Here is an 18,938-nt window from a genome sequence, read left to right on the forward strand (position 1 = left end):
TGACATGATGTGCCGATGCACGCGTCTCAGGGAAGGAGCGCCGGCCTGGGACTCGCCCTGGGCTCGGCGTTCGCATTCGGTGGATCAGGTGTCGCGGCCAAGCCGCTGATCGAAGCGGGTCTCGACCCGCTGCATGTGGTGTGGCTGCGAGTGGCCGGCGCCGCGCTCATCATGCTGCCGGTGGCCTGGCGCCACCGTGACCTGGTGCTGCGCAAGCCCGCGTTGCTCGTCGGCTTCGGGCTGCTCGCCGTCGCGGGCGTACAGGCCTGCTACTTCGCCGCGATCTCCCGGATCCCGGTCGGTGTGGCGCTGCTCATCGAATATCTCGCCCCCGCGCTCGTCCTCGGCTGGGTCCGCTTCGTCCAGCGCAGGCCCGTCACCAGGTCCGCGGCGGTCGGAGTCGTTCTCGCCGTCGGCGGTCTCGCGTGCGTCGTCGAGGTGTGGGCGGGGCTCACCTTCGACGCGTTCGGACTGGTCCTCGCCCTGGCCGCCGCGTGCTGCCAGGTCGGCTACTTCGTCCTGTCCGACCAGGGCAGCGACCGGGAGGACGCTGCGGACCCGCTGGGTGTCATCGCGTACGGACTGCTCATCGGCACCGTCGTACTGACGCTGGTGTCCCGGCCTTGGGGCATGGACTGGTCGCTTCTCGGCGGCAGCGCGGACATGGGCGGGACGCAGGTGCCCGCGGCGCTGCTGCTCGGCTGGGTCGTACTGATCGCGACAGTGATCGCGTACGTCACCGGGGTCATCTCGGTCCGCAGGCTCTCCCCGCAGGTGGCCGGTGTGGTGGCGTGCCTGGAGGCGGTCATCGCGACCGTCCTGGCCTGGGTGCTGCTGCGTGAACACCTGTCGGCGCCGCAGATCTTCGGCGGTGCGGTGGTACTGGTCGGGGCGTTCATCGCGCAGTCCCAGGCGCCCAAGGCGCCGTCCGGACCGGTGGCGGCCGGTGGACCGGCGGCCGAGGTGCCGGGCACGGGCGGCAGGGATGCAGTCGGCAATGATGCGGGCGGCAGGGTTGCGGGCGGCAAAGGTGCGGGCGGCAGGGATGCCGTCGCCGAGGGAGAGTTGTCGGCCGGGCAGGCCGCCCCGTAGGGTGCCGATCATGCATTTGACCGTACTTCCGCCGCCTGCCGCTTAGCGCGGGCGGCCCTTCTTCGACGAAGACCGGGCTCGGGGTGTCCCCGAGCGGTTCGTCGCTGCCCGCGTGATGAAGCCGAGCGGCCAGCCATCCCGTCTTCACACGGAGAAGTCACGTGTCGAATCTTCCTTCCACTCCTTCCGTCGGTGTGCCCACTGTGGGCGTGCCCGTCGGGCGGAGCCTCATCTATCTGATCTTCGCCGGGGTCGCGTGGGGAACCGCGGGCGCCGCTGCCTCGCTGGTCTTCCAGGTGAGCGATCTCGGTCCCCTCGCGCTGTCGTTCTGGCGCTGCGTGGGGGGTCTGGTGCTGCTGCTGGCCGCGCTCGCCCTGCGGAAGCGGCGGTCCGGGCGGTCCGGGTGGACAGGCGCGGCAGCCGCGGTGGGCGGTGCCCGCACAGGCGCGGAGCCGCGACGCCGCCGGTTGCTGCGCATTCTCGGTACGGGCATCGGGCTCACCCTCTTCCAGAGCAGCTACTTCGCGGCCGTGCAGTCGACGGGCCTCGCGGTCGGCACCGTGGTGACCCTGGGCGCGGGCCCCGTGCTCATCGCCGTGGGCGCGCGGCTGACCATGGGGGAGCGGCTCGGCCGGGGCGGCGTCATCGCTGTCGCCGGAGCCCTGGCCGGTCTCTTCGTCCTGGTGCTCGGCGGCGAGGGCGGGACGGTGCGGCCGGTCGGCGTCGCGCTCGCGCTGCTCTCCGCGGCCGGATACGCGGCCATCACCTTGCTGACGCGTTGGCTGGGGCGTGACGGGGGCGGCGGCGATGCACTCTCCACGACAGCGTGGGCCTTCGCCATCGGGTCGGTGGGGCTGTTGCCGACAGCGATCGCGGAGGGGCTGCTGCCGCACACCGCCGAACTCGCCCGTGTGGTCTGGCTGCTGGTCTATGTGGCGGCGGTGCCGACGGCTCTCGCGTACGCGCTCTACTTCGCGGGAGCGGCCGTGGTCCGGTCCGCGACCGTCTCGGTGATCATGCTCCTCGAACCGGTGAGCGCGGCGGCCATCGCCGTGAGTGTGCTGGGGGAGCGGCTGACGACGGCGACGGTGACGGGGACGTTGCTGCTGCTGACAGCGGTGGCGGGCCTCGCGGCGGCGGAAGTCCGGATCGCGTCCGTACGCAGGAGGGCCGAGGCGCCGGCGTAGCCGACCCCGCCTCATGGCGCCGACCCCGCCTCATGGCGCCGGCCACCCGAGGGGTGGCCGGCTGCCGGTCGGAGCGCCGGGAGGGCGTCGCAGCGTGAGCGAGGGTACGGACAGGAACGCGGGCGACAAACTCACCACGCTTCCGGTCACAGGGCGGTAGACCTGCGCTTCTTCGGTCTGCTCTGGGTGAGGGCCGCGCCCGCCAGGACGATCAGCGCTCCCACCGGGGTGTTCCAGCTCAGCTGCTCGTCCAGGAGCGTGACGCCCGCCGCGGTGGCGATGACCGGGATGAAGTACGTGACCATCTGCGCGGTCGTCGGGCCGACCTCCGCGACCAGTCCGTACTGGAGCAGTAGCGCGAAACCCGTCCCCAGAGCGCCGAGCGCGATCACCGCGAGCAGCGGGACGAGCGGGAAGGACGTCGGCAGTGTGGTGAACAGCGGCGTGACCACGGCGAGCTGGACGGTGGCGAGAAGCAACTGGGCCCCGGTCAGGGAGAGGTGGGAGTGGCTGCTGCCCGCCAGGGTGCGGCGTATGTAGATCCAGCCGATCGGGTAGCTCAGCGAGGCGAGCAGCGCCATCGCCGTACCGCCGAAGTCGAGCCCGGAGAAGCCCTGCCAGGCGCCGAGCACGGTCAGTACGCCGAGGAAGCCGATGCCGAGACCGGCGACCCGGCGGCGGGTGGGCCGGTCCTCGGAGAGCGCGACCACTGACAGGACCATCCCCCACAGCGGTGAGGTGGCATTGCAGATGCCGGCGAGCGTCGAGGGGATCGTCAGCTCGGAGTAGGCGAAGAGCGAGAACGGCAGCGCGTTGAGGAGGAAGGCGGCGACGGCGAGATGCATCCAGGTGCGGATTCCGCCGGGCAGCCGGTCCCTGCGCACCACCATGGCGACGGCCAGCACCGCCGTACCGAAGAAGAGCCTGCCGAAAGTGACCTGGAAGGGCGCGTACGCCCCGGTGCCGACCTTGATGAGGAGGAAGCTGAAGCCCCAGACGGCCGAGAGCACCGCGAACCGGATGCGCCAGTCGACCTTGCGGCGGCGTACGGCGCCGGTCGGTGTGCGGGTGGGTGCAGGAGTGGGGGCAGGAGTGGCGGCGGCAGGGACGGACGGGGTCCGCGAGGGGAGGGCGGTGCTCATGACGTCCATGCTCGGCGTTTGAATCTCGTAGGACAAGCGAGAATTATTTGAATGGTTCGCTTAGCATTGCTTACATGTTGAATCTGGAGCGCCTGCGGACCCTCGATGCCCTGGCCCGCCACGGCTCGGTGAGCGGAGCGGCCGACGGGCTGCATGTGACGACCTCGGCGGTCTCCCAGCAGATGGCGAAACTCGAGCGTGAGGTGGGCCAGCAGCTGGTGGCGAAGAACGGGCGCGGGGTCCGGCTCACCGATGCCGGCCGCCTCCTTGCCGACCATGCGGCGCGCATCCTCTCGCAGGTCGAGCTGGCCCAGGCCGACATCGAGGCACAGCGCGGCGAGGTGGTCGGGGAGGTGAGGGTGGGAGCGTTTCCGACGGCCGCCCGCGGGCTCTTCCCCGCGGCGATCACCTCACTGCGCAAGGACCACCCCGAGCTGCGCGTCCACTCGAGGGAGCTGGAGCCGGAGCAGGCGGTCAGGGAAGTGGTCAGGGGCGACCTCGACCTCGCGGTCGTGCTCGACTGGAACAACAAGCGGCTGCCCGTGCCGGGTGGGCTTGCGCAGGCCCATCTGCTCGACGACGTCCCCGATGTCGCCATGTCCGCGGATCATCCTCTGGCGGGCCGGGCGGAGGTGGATCTCGAGGAGTTCGCCGACGACGAGTGGGTGTCCTGGCCGGAGGGTGAATTCTGTTACGAGTGGCTGATGTTCACGCTGCGCTCCAAGGGCTTCGAGCCGCGCATCGCGCACATGGCGGAGGAACACCACACCCAACTGGCGCTCATCGCCGCCGGCCTCGGGGTGTGCGTCGCGCCGAGGCTGGGCCGGGGGCCCGTCCCGGAGGGCGTCGCACTCGTTCCCGTACGGCAGCGGATGCGCCGGCACGTGTACGCGGTGTGGCGGACGGACGCGGACCGCCGCCCGTCGATCAGGGCGGCGGTCGAGGCGCTGCGCGCGGCCGCCGGGTCCGGGATGTCGCGCGGGTCCGAGTGATCGCGCGGGTCCGCGATGTCGCGCGGGGCCGAGTGATCGTGCCGGTCCGAGGGATCGCGTCGCGGGTCCGAGGGATCCCGTGGGTCAGAGGCCTGACAGCTTCCTGAAGTCCCAGGACGCGATCGTGTCGGGGGTGAGCCGCAGCCAGGCGTGCCTGCCGTCGTGCGGCATCTCGTCCATGGCGAAGTTCTTCCGGGCGAACAGGCGCTCCGCTACGTCCAGTTCGGGGCACGGCTCACCGGTGCGCGGGGCCTCGCCCACGAAGGCGGCGGTGCCGGAGAGCTCGACGCCGCGCAGCTCGCCGTACTCGTCGCCGTCGTCGATCACGACGGCCACGCGCGGATCGTGCCGCAGCTCGGCCCAGCGGCGGCTGCGCGTGATGGAGTACAGCCACAGCGAGGTCCCGTCCCAGGCGAACCACAGTGCGCTGACATGCGGACGGCCGTCGGCGGAGACGGTGGCCACCCGGCAGGTGCGCTGCTCGGTCAGGAACGCGTCCAGCTCGCCAGGAGTCATCATGATGCGACGGCCCCGGCGCTGTGTGACGGCCATGTGCGGCCTCCCTCCTGGTGCTGACTAGGTGTCAGAAATCATGGAGGCTCTTTCTTCGTCGCGCAATGGCGGCTACTGTCGCGCGCCCGGTCCGATGCGATACGAGAAGAGAGCGTGGGAAGCCTTGCCGTCTTTCGAACAGCTCGCGGAACAGCTGGATGCGACCGGCGCGGTGCTGCTCACCGTCGAGTGTCAGGTGGGTGTCGTCGGAAAGGACAGCGCCCTGCCCGAACTCGCCGCGCAGGCCGCTTCGTCGGGCGCGCTCCACAATGTGGCACGCCTGGTCGCGGCCGCCCATGAAGCCGGTGTCCAGGTGCTCCACGCGGTTGCCGAGCGACGCCCCGACGGCCGTGGCGCCAACCACAACGCACGGCTCTTCCGGGCCGCGGGCCGACTGCCCGTGCAGCAGCACACCGGCACGACGGCCGTCCGTATCGCACCGCCGATCGAGGTCGCGGACGAAGACCTCGTCGTACGCAGACTGCACGGGCTGTCGCCCATCGCCGGCACGGACGTCGATGCGCTGCTGCGCAACCTCGGCTGCCGCACTCTCGTCGTCACTGGCGTCTCCGCCAATATCGCCATCCCCAACGCCGTCTTCGACGCGGTCAACCTCGGCTATACGGCGGTGGTCCCGAGCGACGCGATCGCGGGGGTGCCCGCCGAGTACACCCCCGCGATGATCCGCAACACGCTTGCGCTCGTCGCCACGATCGCCACCACCGACGAGGTGCTCTCCTGCTGGAAACGGCCGCGCCGCGTCACGCGAGCTTGATCGAGTCCCCTACGACGGTGATCGACGCGGGGGGCAGCGGCGAGGTGGCGGGCCCCACCGTGACGCTGCCGTCCGCGGCGCTGAACTTGCTTCCGTGACAGGGGCAGTTGATGGTGCCGTCGATGACGTCCTTGACCGCGCAGCCCTGGTGGGTGCACTTGGACGAGTACGCCTTGAACTCGCCGGCCTTCGGCTGTGTGACCACCACATCGCCGATGACCTTGCCGCCGCCCTCGGGAATGTCCGTGGTCTTGGCGAGTACCTTGCCACCGGCGTCCCCGCCCGCTTCTCCGCCGGCGGGCTTGTCGTTCACCGTCTGTCCGCCGTCGTCCGAGCCGCCGCAAGCGGTCAGCGCGACGGCGAGACCGGCTCCGCCCACCGTGGCGATGACGGTGCGGCGTGCCACGGTCCGTGCGGCTCCCTGCGATCCGGTCATGATGGCTCCCTCTCCACGGCCGGCCCTGCATCGGCCGGTTCGTGATGTGGTACGGGTGGCCGGTACCTGCTGTTCAGATCCTCAAGGACTTCTTGAGGAAGTCGGCCTCGAGCAGCATGAGGTTGCTCGCCGCGTCCTCCTCGGTGACCAGATGTGTCGCACCGGAGAGCGGCAGCACGCTGTGGGGCCGGCCGGCGGCAAGCAGCGCCGAGGAAAAGCGCAGCAGGTGGGCGAAGGCCACATTGTCGTCGGCGACGCCGTGGACCAGCAGCAGCGGGCGGGTCAGCCTGTCGGCGTGCGCGACGAGCGAGCAGCGTTCGTAGTTCTCAGGAGTCACCTCCGGATGGCCGAGGAAGCGCTCCTCCCAGTGTGTGTCATAGAGCAGACGATCGGTCGGGGCGGCGCCCGCGATCGCGGCGTGGAAGACCTCGGGGTGGTGCAGCACCGCACCGGCCGCGAGATAGCCGCCGTACGACCAGCCGCGGATCGCCACCGAGCTGAGATCCAGATCGGGGCAGCGGGCGGCGGCCGCGTGCAGCGCGTCGATCTGGTCCTCCAGGACGGGTGTCAGCCGGTCGCCGTGGATCGACTTCTCCCACCCCCGGCCGCGGCCCGGGGTGCCCCGCCCGTCGGTGACCAGTACGGCGAAACCCTGCTCGGCGAACCACTGCGAGACGGCGGTCCACCACCCACGGGCCCGCACGACCAGCTGGACGGCGGGCCCGGAGTACGGGCTGAGAAGGACGGGCAGCCTGCCGGAGCCGGGCTCGTACCAGGAGGGGAGGTGGAGCCGGCTGCGCAGTTCTCGTCGGCCGAGCGTGAGCAGGACCGGGCAGGAAGCGACCAGGGGCTCCTCGGCGAGCACGGCGATCTGCCCGGCCGGCGTGCCGCCGTGCAGCACTGTCACGGTCTGTCCGTCGTCCGTCCTGCTGTCCAGTACGACGGTGTCGCCGCCGACGGCCGCGGTGTGGACGCCGGGGCCGTCGCTGATGCGGACGAAGCCGGCGCCGGGGTCGTAGGACCAGACATGGATCTCGGTCGGCTCCTCGCTCGCGGTGAAGAACACCCGCTCCCCGACGGCGCCGATGACCTTGCGGACGTGGAGTCCGGCAGGGGACTTCGCAGAGCCGATGTGCAGTCCGCGTGTGTCGTCGGTGTTGGCCCGGGTGACGACCGGGGTGCCGGAGACCGTACGGCCCGGAGCGCCCGGCACCAGATCGACCCACGCCGCATCCCGCTGCGTATGCAGCAGGTCCGTCTCGCCCGAATCCGGGTCGACGGACAGGAGACACGCGGTGCGCTGGTCGCGGGTCTGCACATGGACGAGCGGGCCGCGCGCGTCCCAGTCGGCGGAGGTGACGTACTCGAAGGCCGTGTCGGTCCACTCGCCCGGCCAGTGGTGCTCCTCCGGGGCCGCGGCAGGAATCCGTACGCGCACCCTCCCCCGGCCTTCGGCCGGGGGGACCCCCAGGCCGCTCCGCCCGTCGTCCAGCCGCACGATGTGGAGCGTCACTTCCGCGTTCGCCGTGCCCGCCGCCGGATACCGCATCGACCTCGGCGGCTTCGTCGGGTTGGCCGGGTCGGAGATGTACCGACGTTGCACCGGCGAGGTGTCCACCCGCGCGACCAGCAGCGCGTTCCCGTCCGGAGACCACCAGTAGCCGCGCAGCCGCCCCATCGACTCCGCCGACACATGGTCCGAGAGTCCATAGGTCACCTCGGGTCCCTCCGGCGCCGCCAGCAGCCGGTCGTCCGTTCCGTCCGTACGCACGACGCGGAGGGCGCCACCCGTCACGTACGCGATCGAGGTGCCGTCGGGGGAGGGGCGCGGGTCCACCACCGGGCCCGCGGCCGCGATCCTCTGCGCGTCGCCCCCGTCCGTCCGCAGGACCCAGAGCTCGCCGCCCAGCGCGAAGGCCACGACCCGCACCTCGCGGTCGGTCGCGTACGCCACCACCCCGGACGACATCTCCCTGGCGCGCTCCCTGCGGACCCGCTCCTCCTCCGGCACCTCCTCCGGCACCTCCTCCGGCACCTCCTTTGCCCCGCCCAGCGACAGCGGGTCGGCGAGCATGCGCTCCGCACCCTCCTCGTACAGCCACAGCCGGCTCACCGGGTCCGTACCGCCCGTGCTCCGGACGAAGAGCACGCGCGCGCCGTCCGGAGAGAGGGTGAAGTGCTGGGGGACACCGAGCGAGAAGCGCCGGGTGCGGGCGAACTGGCGGGGAAATCCTTGGGTATCCATCAGGCATCGTTGTCATCGATGCCGGCACTCTGGCAAGCGAATTTCCGGGCGGCTGGGGAGAACCGAGTGGGACGCTGTGGGGCGGAACGGCCTGGCCTTCCGCGACCCGCTGTCTTCCCGGGCTTCACGCTCATACGGGCAACGGCTGCCGCGTAGGACGGGGCCTGGTGGGCGAAGCGGTCCTCTCAGGCGCGCGAAGCTCGGCCGGTGCCGCCGGCCCCTCCGGCGTGCCGTGCTGATTCCAGCCCCGTGGCGATGGCACAGGGGGCCTCGCCGGGCACGTGCGGCGCGACTACGACGCCCATCGCCCCATCCTTCGTCCGCCCGGGCCACAGATGCATCCCGCATGACGTGCATGTGCGGCACATGCGAAAGTGCCCCGAAGTCTCGCCTGGCACATGCGTGATTCCGCTTGATCTCACAGTGCTGGTCCAGCGCGTGTGTGACGGGCGTTACCGTCCATGATCGGCCGAAGTCACATCGGCGTAACGGGCATTTCGTACCGTCGGGGGCACGATCCGATCCACAGAGAGGCCACCCGGTGACCACACACGAGTCGCGGACCGGTAGCGCCCAGGTTCGGACGGTCTGCTCGTACTGCGGTGTGGGCTGCGGCCTGGTTCTCGACATCGCCTCCGGCCCCGACGGCAACCGCAAGGTCCTCAAGGCATCGGGTGACAAGGCCCACCCCGCCAACTTCGGCCGTCTGTGCACCAAGGGCGCGACAACGGCCGACATGCTCGCTGCCCCCGGCCGGCTGACCACCGCACTGGTGCGTCCCGAGCGCGGGGCCGAGCCCACACCCGTTCGTGTGGACGAGGCGATCACCGGCACGGCACGGCGGCTGCGGACCATCATCGACGAGCATGGGCCCGACGCCTTCGCGTTCTACGTGTCCGGGCAGATGAGCCTGGAGGCGCAGTACCTGGCGAACAAGCTGGCCAAGGGTTTCATAGGAACCAACCAGATCGAGTCCAACTCCCGGCTGTGCATGGCGAGCGCGGGCACCGGTTACAAGCTCTCCCTCGGCGCCGACGGTCCGCCCGGTTCCTACCAGGACTTCGAACACGCAGATGTCTTCTTCGTCATCGGCTCCAACATGGCGGACTGCCATCCGATCCTGTTCCTGCGGCTGATGGAGCGGGTGAAGGCGGGCGCGAAGCTGATCGTCGTCGACCCGCGGCGCAGCGCCACGGCTGACAAGGCCGGTCTCTTCCTGCAGATCAAGCCCGGCACGGATCTTGCGCTGCTCAACGGCCTGCTGCACCTCCTGTACGAGAACGGCGACACGGACGCCGGCTTCATCGCGGAGCGCACCGAGGGCTGGGAGGCGATGCCGGAGTTTCTCGCCGACTATCCGCCCGCGACGGTCGCCGAGATCACGGGAATCCCGGAGGCGGACATCCGCCGGGCGGCGGAGTGGATCGGCGAGGCCGGAGAGTGGATGAGCTGCTGGACCATGGGGCTCAACCAGTCCACCCACGGCACGTGGAACACCAACGCACTGATCAATCTGCATCTGGCCACCGGTGCGATCTGCCGCCCGGGCAGCGGCCCGTTCTCGCTCACCGGCCAGCCCAATGCCATGGGCGGCCGCGAGATGGGCTATATGGGGCCGGGTCTGCCCGGGCAGCGGTCGGTGCTGGTGGACGAGGACCGCGCCTTCGTGGAGGAGCTGTGGGGACTGGAGCCCGGCACCGTACGCGAGGACGGATCCGGCAAGGGCACCGTCGAGATGTTCCAGCGGATTGCCGAGGGCGAGATCAAGGCATGCTGGATCATCTGCACCAACCCCGTCGCCTCGGTCGCCAACCGCAGGACGGTCATCGAAGCGCTGGAGACGGCCGAACTCGTCATCACCCAGGACGTCTTCGCCGACACCGAGACCAACGCATACGCCGATGTCGTTCTGCCCGGTGCCCTGTGGACCGAGACCGACGGCGTACTGATCAACAGCGAACGCAACCTCACCCTCGCCCAGCCGGCCGTGGACCCGCCGGGGGAGGCGCTCGCGGACTGGCGGATCATCGCGCGCATCGCCTGCGAAATGGGATACGAGCATGCCTTCTCCTACGACAGCGCCGAGGAGATCTTCGAGGAGATCAAGCGCGCAGCGAACCCGAAGACCGGATACGACCTGCGGGGCGTGACCTACGAGCGGCTGCGCACCACGCCCGTACAGTGGCCCGCCACCTCCGTCGACGGCCCGGACCGCAATCCGATCCGCTACCTGGCCGAGGACGGCGGTCCGGTGTTCCCCACGGCGAGCGGACGGGCCGTCTTCTTCGCCCGTCCGCACATTCCGGCTGCGGAGATGCCGGACGACGACTATCCGTTCGTCCTCAACACCGGGCGTTTGCAGCATCAATGGCACACCCTCACCAAGACCGGAAAGGTCGCCAAGCTCAACAAGCTCAGTCCGACGCCGTTCGTCGAACTGCATCCGCAGGACGCCGAACGGCTGGGGATCGGGGAGGGTGACTCGGTGGAGGTCGCGTCCCGGCGCGGCCGGGCCGTGCTGCCGGCCGTGGTGACGGACCGGGTGCGGCCGGGGTGTTGCTTCGCGCCGTTCCACTGGAACGACCTGTTCGGTGAGTACCTGAGCGTCAACGCGGTGACCAGCGACGCCGTGGACCCGATTTCCTTCCAGCCCGAGTTCAAGGTGTGCGCGGTGACACTGGCGAAGGTCGCCACTCCGGTAGCCGTGGCTCCGGCGCCCGTTGCCGCCCCCGCCGAGGAGCCGGCCGCCGTCGTGCCGACCACTGTCCAACCCGGCGCGGCCTCGGTCTTCGGGCTGGAGAGCACACCACCGCCCGTGCTCGTCGAGCACGAACGTCAGTACCTGATCGGCTTCCTCGCCGGGCTTGAAACCGGCGCGCCCGGTGTTCCCGTGCTGCCGCCCGGCGCGCCGTTCAGCGCAGAGCACGCGCGCTGGGTGAACGGCGTGCTCGCCGGCATGTACTCGCGCACCCCGCAGACCACAGCGGAATCGACGACGACGCAGGCCACGTCTCATGGCCGTGAGGTGGTCGTGCTGTGGGCCTCGCAGACCGGCAACGCCGAGGAGTTCGCCGTGGCCGCAGCCGACCGACTCACCGCAACCGGACACCGTGCCGCGCTCGTCGGCATGGACGACGCGGACCCGCGCGCCCTCCCTCCCGCTGCCGACCTCCTGTTGATCACCAGCACCTTCGGAGATGGCGACGCGCCCGACAACGGGTCCGGGTTCTGGGACGCTCTGACAGCTGCCGACCTCCCGTCCATGGACGGCAGGCGGTACGCGGTCCTGGGGTTCGGGGACTCCTCGTACGACGACTTCTGCGGCCACGGCCGCCGCCTGGACCAGCGCCTGGACGAGCTGGGAGCCGTACGCCTGGCCCCGCGCACCGACTGCGAACCGGACTACGAGCCCTCTGCCCATGCCTGGCTCGACCAGGTCCTCACCAACCTCACCGCACAGCCGACGACTGGCGATGCCCCTGCCCCGGCTGCCGCACCTGTCCGCAGCGCCAAGCCGGCCCCCGCCGTAGCCCGGCTGACCGGCAACCGGCTCCTCAGCCTCCGCGGCGCGGGTAAGGAGGTCCGCCGGTTCACCTTCGACACCAGCGACAGCGAGACTCCGCTTGTCTACGAGGCCGGTGACGCTCTTGGCGTGCATCCCGTCAACTGCCCCGATCTCGTGACCGAATGGCTGGCCGTCACCGGCCTTGACCCTGCCGCCGCTGTCGACGTCGCCGGTGTCGGCGAGGTTCCCCTGACCGACGCCTTGCGCCGACACCTGGACATCACCAAGCTCACCCCCGCCCTGCTCGGGTTCATCACCGAACGCTCCGGCGACCGCGACCTGAAGAAGCTGCTGCGCCCCGACAACAAGGGCGAGCTCGCCCGCTGGTCGTGGGGCCGCCAGGCCGTCGACGTCGTGGTCGAACATCCCGTGCGCGCCACCGCTCAGGAGTGGGCCGGCGTCCTCAAGCGCCTCCAGCCCCGCCTCTACTCCATTTCCTCCAGCCCGCTCACCGCCCCCCACCAGGTCTCGCTCACGGTGTCCGTGGTCCGCTACGAGAATCTCCACGGTCGCCCCCGCAAGGGTGTCTGCTCCCCCTTCCTCGCCGATGCCGCGCCTGACACTCCTGTGCCGGTCTTCGTGCAGCGCTCCCCGCACTTCCGGCCGCCGGCGGACCCCGGCACCCCGATGGTGATGGTCGGCCCCGGGACCGGAGTGGCTCCGTTCATCGGCTTCCTCGAAGAACGCCGGGCCCGCGGCCACCGCGCCCCCAGCTGGCTCTTCTTCGGCGAACAGCACCGTGCCACCGACTTCTCCTACGAGGACGAGCTGAACGCCTTCCTCGCCGACGGCGCCCTCACCCGCCTCGACACCGCCTTCTCCCGCGACCAGCGCGCCAAGATCTACGTCCAGGACCGGATGCGCGAACACGGTCCCCAGCTCTGGTCCTGGCTCCAGGACGGCGCACACTTCTACGTCTGCGGCGATGCCGCGCGGATGGCCAAGGACGTCGACCAGGCGCTGCGCGACATCGCCGTCACCCACGGCGGTCTCGACCAGGACGGAGCGGCTCTGTACGTCAAGCAGCTCGCCGCCGACAAGCGGTATGTCCGCGACGTCTACTGATCCGCGCTGGTCGAGCAGGAGTGGGCTCCGGTTCCCGCTTTTGCACGTTGCGGCCGACAGGGACGGCTGCGACACGAGGCGGGCGGCGGCCGCTCGTGCGAAAGTGCCGTTCCCGGGCGAGCGCGACCAGGTTTGCTCCGGCTGACGCAGCAACACGGCTCGCTCCCCCTGTCCTGTGAAGGCTTGCCGGTCAGCGTCCCGCCCGGTTCGCGCGCGGCGGGAACGGCTCAGAGGGCCACGACGGTTGCTTCGGTCGCTTTGACGCTGGTCCAGACGGGAGTTCCGTCGGCGAGGCCGAGTTCGGCGGCGGCCTGCGGGGTGATCTCGGCGACGAGGTCCGGTGCCTGCTCGGACGTGATCAGGACACGTAGCCGGCTCCCGCTGGTGGTGATCTCCCGTACGGTGCCGGGCCACACGTTGCGGGGGCTGCCGCTGGGCTTGTCGCGGTGCACGGCGACGGCTTCCGGAGCGATGATCGCGAGGGCGCCGATGCCGACGGGGAGAGGGTCCGCGACGACGAGCGTGCCGCCGCCGGTGAGCTGGATTCCTTCGGCGCCGGCGGTGCCGGTCCAGGCGTTACGACCGAGCATGCGAGCGACCCAGGGGGAGCGGGGGTGCCGGGTCACGTCGGTGGGCGGGGCGTCCTGAATGGAGCGTCCGTCGTCGAGGACGAGGACCCGGTCGGCGAGCGCGACGGCTTCGACGGGGTCGTGAGTGACGATCAGGCATACACCGCCGAAGCCGTCGAGATGACGGCGGAGGGTGTGCCGGACGTGGGCTCGGGTGGTCTGGTCGAGGGCGGCGAGCGGTTCGTCGAGGAGGAGGAGCCGGGGGCGGGCGGCCAGTGCCCGGGCGAGCGCAACACGCTGGGCCTGACCGCCGGAGAGCTGAGCCGGTTTGCGATGGGCGAGGTGGCCGACGCCGAGCCGGTCGAGCCATTCCCGGGCGGTGCGGCGGGCCTCGGTGCGGGGGACGCCGTGGGCGCGCAGTCCGTACGCGGTGTTGGCGAGGGCGCTCATGTGCGGGAAGAGGGCACCGTCCTGCGGGACCCAGGCCACGCCCCTGCGGTGCGGAGGGAGCGCGGTGACATCGTGGTCGCCGAGCCGGAGTTCGGCGTGGGCGCGTGGGGTGAGGCCGAGAAGTGCGCGCAGCAGGGTGGTTTTGCCGGCGCCGTTGGGGCCGACGACGGCGATGGTGGTGCCGGGTTCGGCGTCGAGGGTGAGCCGGTTGAAGCCGGTGACCTCGGCGTGCAGGGACCAGAGCTCCTGCGGAGCCGCGTGCTGTGCGTCGGCGGGCTCGGGGGCCGGGGCCACACCCGGTTCGGCTTCGTCCACCGAGGGGCTGGATTCGGGCGAGCGGACGGCGGGCGTACCGGTCCAGCGGCCGCGCAGCGCGATGAGCACCAGCATCGCGATGGCGAGCAGCAGCAGAGAGACCGACGTCGCCGCCTCCGGCTCGTCCTGGAGCAGGAGATACACCTGGAGCGGCAGCGTCTGGGTGGTGCCCGGGAGATTGCCGGCGAAGGTGATGGTGGCGCCGAACTCGCCCAGCGCCCGCGCCCAGGTGAGGGCCGCTCCCGCGATGAGGCCCGGGGCCACCATGGGCATCGTGACCGTGAAGAACACCCGTACCGGCGAGGCCCCCAGGGACGCGGCGGTCTCCTCGTAGCGGGGACGGAGTCCGCCCAGCGCGCCTTCGAGGCTGATGATGAGGAAAGGCATGGCGACGAAGGTCGCGGCGAGGACGGCCCCGGAGGTGTGGAACGGCAGGGTGATGCCGAAGCTGTTCTCCAGCCAGGGGCCGAGCAGTCCGCGGCGGCCGAACGCGAGGAGCAGTGCCACACCGCCGACGGTCGGGGGCAGCACCATCGGCAGCAGCACGAGGGACCGTACGAACGACTTGCCGGGGAACGGCACCCGGGCCAGCAGCCACGCCAGCGGTACGCCCAGGACCAGCGACAGGCCGAGCGCCCAGAGCGAAACCAGGAGGGAGAGCCGCAGCGCCTCGGTGGTCCCCGGCGCCGTGAGATGGTCCGCGAGTTCACCCCACTGAGTCCGTACGAGGATCCCGATCAGCGGCAGCAACAGGAACGCGACGGCCAGCAGCGCGGGGATCGCCAGGGTGATCGGGGTGCGGGGACCCGGTGCCCGACTGCGGATGCGTTTCATTGGAGATCCCTGGGACTCGCGGTTCTGGATGAGTGAAGGGGGCTGTCCGTTCCCCCGGAACGGACAGCCCCCTCACGGCAGTTGCCGGGGCTACGGCTTCTGGAAGCCCGCGTCCTGGAGGATCTTCTGTGCCTCGGGCGTGGACAGCCACGCGACGAACGCTGCGGCGGCCTCGGCGTTCTTGGACTGCTTCAGCGCGGCGGCCGGGTATTCGGCGATGGCGTTCTGCGCGTCGGGGATCTCGACCGCGTCGACCTTGTCCGGGGCCGTTTCGGCGTCCGTCTTGTAGACGAGACCCGCGTCGGCCTCGTCGAGCTCGACCTTGCTCAGCACGGCCCGGACGTTCGGCTCCTGCGAGACGGGCTTCACGGTGATCTTCTGGGCGTCGAGGATCTTCTTGCTGTACTTGCCGGCCGGTACCTCGGGGGCAGCGAGGACGACCTTCAGCTTCGTGTCCGCGAGGTCCTTGAGTTCGTCGACCTTGTGGGGGTTGCCCTCGACGGTCGCGATGACGAGGCGGTTCTTGGCGATGACGGCCGGGGTGCCGGTGTCCGCCTTCACGCTGTCCATGCTCTTGGTGTCGGCGGTGACCAGGGCGTCGGCCGAGGCGCCCTGCTTGACCTGGGCGACCAGTTCCTGGGATCCGGCGAAGGAGAACGTGATCTTCGTCCCCGGGTTCTTCTTCTCGTACGCGGCGCCGGCGGTCTTGAACACGTCGGTCAGCGAAGAGGCTGCCAGCACCGTCAAGTTGGCCTTGGGAGCCCCTGTGGCGGACCCGGTGGACTTCGCGCTGCCGGTGTCCTTCTCGGAGTCGTCGTTGCCGCACGCCGTGAGCGGAACGAGGAGTGCAGCGGCCAGTACGGCAGCGGCCGCGCGGCGTCTGGTGAACGTGAGGGACATGAGGGTGGAACTCCCTGGGGGACGTGGTCGGCCGGTGCCGTCCGAGCGGATGGTGATGAGCCGCGCCGGTGACGGGCGACGCCGCTTGGTTGCGCGAGGGGTCAGGTGCGGTCGATGTGCACGCTGGTCGACTTCACGCGGGCAGTTGCCTGCATGCCGACCTCGAGTCCCAGTTCCTCCACGGCCTCCCGGGTCAGGAGTGAGACGAGCCTGTGCGGCCCGGCCTGGATCTCGACCTGCGCGGCGACGTCGCCGAGCTTTACGGCGGTGACGATGCCGGGGAAGGCATTGCGGGCCGAGGTGTAGGAGGAGTGGTCCTCGCCGTTGCCGCCCTGGGCGACCTCGATGGAGAAGGCGGCCAGATCACGGCCGTCGATGAGACGGCGGCCGCCGTCGTCGCGATGGGTCGCGACACGGCCGGCATCCGCCCAGCGGCGCGCGGTGTCGGGACTGACGCCGAGCAGACGTGCCGCCTGTCCGATGGTGTAGGACTGCATGTGCGACACCGTATGGCGTTTCTCCTCTCATTTGCAATTGATCAGTCGATTCTCCATGGCAGGTGCTACGGCGATTGGAGGAATGAGCAATTGCGCCGCGGAGGGGCACCCTGTCCTGCGATCGGGCGGAAACCGGGTCTCCTCTGGTTTGCCGGGCCGGACACGGAGACGCCATGGTGCTTGCGATGCGTGACTGAACCGCTGCGACGGGTGTGGGTAGAGTGCAGAAGGCGCTGCAGGATGTAACCGACATTCCGTCCAGTAATCGAGGCGTTTCTCCATGGGCCTGAGCATTCGTAACCAGATCCCCGGCACCGTCACATCGGTCACCTCCGGCGAGGCCATGGCGACCGTCAAGGTGCGCCTCGACGGGGGCCAGGACATCACAGCCGCCATCACCGCTGAGGCCGTCAAGGAGCTGGGACTCGCCGAGGGTTCCGCCGTACGCGCCCTCGTCAAGTCCACCGAAGTGGCTCTGGCCACTGGCCCCGTCGAAGGGCTGAGCATCCGCAATCAGATCCCCGGAACGGTGAGCGACGTGGCGGCGGGTGGCGCCATGGCGAGCGTCAAGGTCGACGTCGAGGGCGGCGGCCTCACCGCGGCGATCACCAAGGACGCCGTCGCCGACCTCGGTCTCGCCTCGGGGTCCTCGGTCGTCGCGCTGATCAAGTCCACCGAGATCTCGCTCGCCAACGTCTGACCCCGCGGCGGACCCCTCCGTCGCGATCACGGGAAGGCCCGCACGCGCCCTGTGCGAGGTCGTTGGCTCAAGTCGGCGACGCGGCGGTCAAGGCCACAGCAACCGGCCTGCCCCGGACGCCTTCGTGAAGCGTGTCGTCGAAGCGCCTCGGCGCGTGCCCCCGTGGAGCCCGGGTGCCGCCCATGTGCGCACTTCTCCCTCGATCAATCCGAGTTGTTCCGGTGGCTCATACGGTGGCCTGCTGCCCCGAGGCGATGCGCTCGTCAGGCAGCCGGCACGCGCCGATCCAGATGGTGGTGATCGCGCTGATGTAGCGCGCCCCACAGCGGTCCGAGGGGACGACGAGCTGACTGCCTGCCGTGTCCAGGTCGCGGTCGTCCATGCGGGTGGCCAGCAACATCGGTGTATTTCCGAAGTCGGCGTCGATCTCGGCCCAGGACAGCACCGTGTGGTGGCCGTCGCCGCCGCTTACCATCAGCAGGAACCGAGAACGATCCTTGCGGCGGCGCCGGTCGAAGGCGGGGCCGGCTGTGGTCATCACCTCGCGCAGCAGCGGACCTTCGAACGAGTGATGCTGGGGGCCGCTGGTGGCGCATTCGAAGATCACGTCGGCCCGGTGCTGCTCCCAGCCCGACCGCAGGTCGGCGACGCTCAGGGCCGTCGGCCGGTGGACCTCCCCGCAGACGGCGAAGGTGAGGGGTGCGGTGCTGAGTCGACTCATCGGCTTCCCCTTCGAACGGTCGGCGCGGCGCTGCGGCCAGTACTACCCGACCATCGCTCCAGGGAATCGTGCCTGCAAGCCTTCTACGCCGTTTTCCCTTGCGATTGTGAGCTTGCTACGAACGCTGCCCCGGCATCTTCCAGGCCATCGTCCGATCCGGTGTTGCATGGCACGGCACGAGCCTGCCGGTCGAGGGCGAGCCAGACGCGGTCCCGGGTGAGGGGGAGTTCGGTGAAGCGGATCCCGGTCGCGTCCCGCAGGGCGTTGGCGAAGGCGGGGGCGACCGGGTTGAACGGGCTCTCGCTCATGGATTTGGCGCCGCCGGGACCTGTCCCGCCTCGACCACAAGCTCGACCTGCGTGCCGCGCTGCTCTGCCGCTGACACGTATCGCTCGTCACGGGAGGTCGATGTGCACGTTCGTCGACTTCACCCGCGCAGTGACGGTGACACCGACCTCGATGCCGAGCTCCTCGACGGACTCTCGTGTGACCAGCGAGACAAGCCGGTGCGGACCGGACTGGATCTCCACCTGGGCTGCCACATCGTCGACGCGTACGGCGGTCACGATCCCGGCGAACGAGTTGCGTACGGAGGTGGCCACGGCGTCCGGTACCGGATGCATGCCCGCGGCCCGCTCCTGCGCGAACGCCGCCAGACCCACCCCGTCGATCACGCGGTTCCCCGAGCCGTCCCGGTCCATACGCAGCCGACCGCCGTCCGCCCACCGGCGAACGGTCTCCGAACTCACACCCAGCAACTCTGCTGCCTGCCCAATGCTGTACGACGGCACACCCGCACTCTAGGCCAGTGCCTGGCAGGGGCCGTGGCGACCATGTCGCCGGCGATGCTGCCGCGCCCGGTGCGGATGTCTCCGGGTGCGAGAAGACCGGACGTTGGGCC

General features: G+C 70.4%; 15 protein-coding genes and 1 pseudogene. 6 read left to right on the plus strand and 10 right to left on the minus strand.

All coding sequences use genetic code 11. The features are described 5' to 3' along the window. Positions 1 to 15 precede the first annotated feature (15 nt). Entirely contained in the window at positions 16 to 1,092 is a 1,077-nt protein-coding gene (locus tag OG883_RS34065) for a DMT family transporter (RefSeq protein WP_266549823.1), read from the plus strand. A gap of 161 nt (positions 1,093 to 1,253) precedes the next feature. Then, the gene (locus OG883_RS34070) at positions 1,254 to 2,279 is read left to right on the plus strand and encodes a DMT family transporter (protein ID WP_266549826.1); all 1,026 of its coding nucleotides are present in this window, start codon (positions 1,254 to 1,256) and stop codon (positions 2,277 to 2,279) included. 146 nt (positions 2,280 to 2,425) lie between these two features. On the opposite strand, the gene OG883_RS34075 is transcribed toward OG883_RS34070, so the two are convergent. Next, positions 2,426 to 3,421 carry a DMT family transporter gene (locus tag OG883_RS34075; protein WP_266549829.1) on the minus strand — a complete coding sequence of 332 codons (996 nt, stop codon included), beginning with the start codon at positions 3,419 to 3,421 and terminating at the stop codon, positions 2,426 to 2,428. Between the two features lie 74 nt (positions 3,422 to 3,495). On the opposite strand from OG883_RS34075, the gene OG883_RS34080 reads away from it, so the two are divergent. Then, on the plus strand, positions 3,496 to 4,413 hold the full coding sequence (locus OG883_RS34080; RefSeq protein WP_266549832.1) for a LysR family transcriptional regulator: 918 nt from the start codon (positions 3,496 to 3,498) through the stop codon (positions 4,411 to 4,413). An 84-nt stretch (positions 4,414 to 4,497) separates the two neighbouring features. Here the strand turns inward: OG883_RS34080 and OG883_RS34085 are convergent, their stop codons facing one another. Continuing rightward, a complete protein-coding gene (locus tag OG883_RS34085; RefSeq protein ID WP_266549835.1) occupies positions 4,498 to 4,965 on the minus strand; it encodes a pyridoxamine 5'-phosphate oxidase family protein in 468 nt (155 codons plus the stop codon). A 124-nt stretch (positions 4,966 to 5,089) separates the two neighbouring features. On the opposite strand from OG883_RS34085, the gene OG883_RS34090 reads away from it, so the two are divergent. Continuing rightward, positions 5,090 to 5,740, plus strand: a complete 651-nt coding sequence (locus tag OG883_RS34090; protein WP_266549838.1) for a cysteine hydrolase — start codon at positions 5,090 to 5,092, stop codon at positions 5,738 to 5,740. Here the strand turns inward: OG883_RS34090 and OG883_RS34095 are convergent. Both OG883_RS34095 and OG883_RS34100 read right to left on the minus strand, forming a co-directional pair. Beyond that, positions 5,727 to 6,176 (minus strand): Rieske (2Fe-2S) protein, encoded by a 450-nt coding sequence (locus tag OG883_RS34095; protein ID WP_266549841.1) that lies wholly within the window; start codon positions 6,174 to 6,176, stop codon positions 5,727 to 5,729. The two genes, OG883_RS34090 and OG883_RS34095, sit on opposite strands and share 14 nt — an antisense overlap. 73 nt (positions 6,177 to 6,249) lie before the next feature. Next, entirely contained in the window at positions 6,250 to 8,421 is a 2,172-nt protein-coding gene (locus OG883_RS34100) for a prolyl oligopeptidase family serine peptidase (protein WP_266549844.1), read from the minus strand. A gap of 541 nt (positions 8,422 to 8,962) precedes the next feature. On the opposite strand from OG883_RS34100, the gene OG883_RS34105 reads away from it, so the two are divergent. Beyond that, positions 8,963 to 13,051 carry a bifunctional nitrate reductase/sulfite reductase flavoprotein subunit alpha gene (locus OG883_RS34105; protein ID WP_266549847.1) on the plus strand — a complete coding sequence of 1,363 codons (4,089 nt, stop codon included), beginning with the start codon at positions 8,963 to 8,965 and terminating at the stop codon, positions 13,049 to 13,051. A gap of 227 nt (positions 13,052 to 13,278) precedes the next feature. Here the strand turns inward: OG883_RS34105 and OG883_RS34110 are convergent, their stop codons facing one another. From OG883_RS34110 to OG883_RS34120, 3 genes are all read right to left on the minus strand, one after another. Next, positions 13,279 to 15,219 (minus strand): ABC transporter permease, encoded by a 1,941-nt coding sequence (locus tag OG883_RS34110; RefSeq protein WP_266549849.1) that lies wholly within the window; start codon positions 15,217 to 15,219, stop codon positions 13,279 to 13,281. Positions 15,220 to 15,309: 90 nt separating this feature from the next. Continuing rightward, the gene (modA, locus tag OG883_RS34115; RefSeq protein WP_266549852.1) at positions 15,310 to 16,119 is read right to left on the minus strand and encodes a molybdate ABC transporter substrate-binding protein; all 810 of its coding nucleotides are present in this window, start codon (positions 16,117 to 16,119) and stop codon (positions 15,310 to 15,312) included. Positions 16,120 to 16,220: 101 nt separating this feature from the next. Beyond that, positions 16,221 to 16,616, minus strand: a complete 396-nt coding sequence (locus tag OG883_RS34120; RefSeq protein WP_266549854.1) for a molybdopterin-binding protein — start codon at positions 16,614 to 16,616, stop codon at positions 16,221 to 16,223. Between the two features lie 280 nt (positions 16,617 to 16,896). Here OG883_RS34120 and OG883_RS34125 point away from each other — a divergent pair, with 280 nt between their 5' ends. Beyond that, a complete protein-coding gene (locus tag OG883_RS34125) occupies positions 16,897 to 17,316 on the plus strand; it encodes a molybdopterin-binding protein (protein ID WP_266549855.1) in 420 nt (139 codons plus the stop codon). Positions 17,317 to 17,542: 226 nt separating this feature from the next. Here OG883_RS34125 and OG883_RS34130 read toward each other — a convergent pair whose 3' ends face one another. From OG883_RS34130 to OG883_RS34140, 3 genes and pseudogenes are all read right to left on the minus strand, one after another. Then, positions 17,543 to 18,037, minus strand: a complete 495-nt coding sequence (locus tag OG883_RS34130; protein WP_266549856.1) for a molybdopterin-dependent oxidoreductase — start codon at positions 18,035 to 18,037, stop codon at positions 17,543 to 17,545. An 83-nt stretch (positions 18,038 to 18,120) separates the two neighbouring features. Further along, a pseudogene (locus OG883_RS34135) lies at positions 18,121 to 18,366 on the minus strand (hypothetical protein); the annotation flags it as partial. A 66-nt stretch (positions 18,367 to 18,432) separates the two neighbouring features. Next, the gene (locus OG883_RS34140) at positions 18,433 to 18,828 is read right to left on the minus strand and encodes a molybdopterin-binding protein (RefSeq protein ID WP_266549859.1); all 396 of its coding nucleotides are present in this window, start codon (positions 18,826 to 18,828) and stop codon (positions 18,433 to 18,435) included. Between the last annotated feature and the right edge of the window lie 110 nt (positions 18,829 to 18,938).

Source organism: Streptomyces sp. NBC_01142 (assembly GCF_026341125.1).
GTDB lineage: Bacteria > Actinomycetota > Actinomycetes > Streptomycetales > Streptomycetaceae > Streptomyces.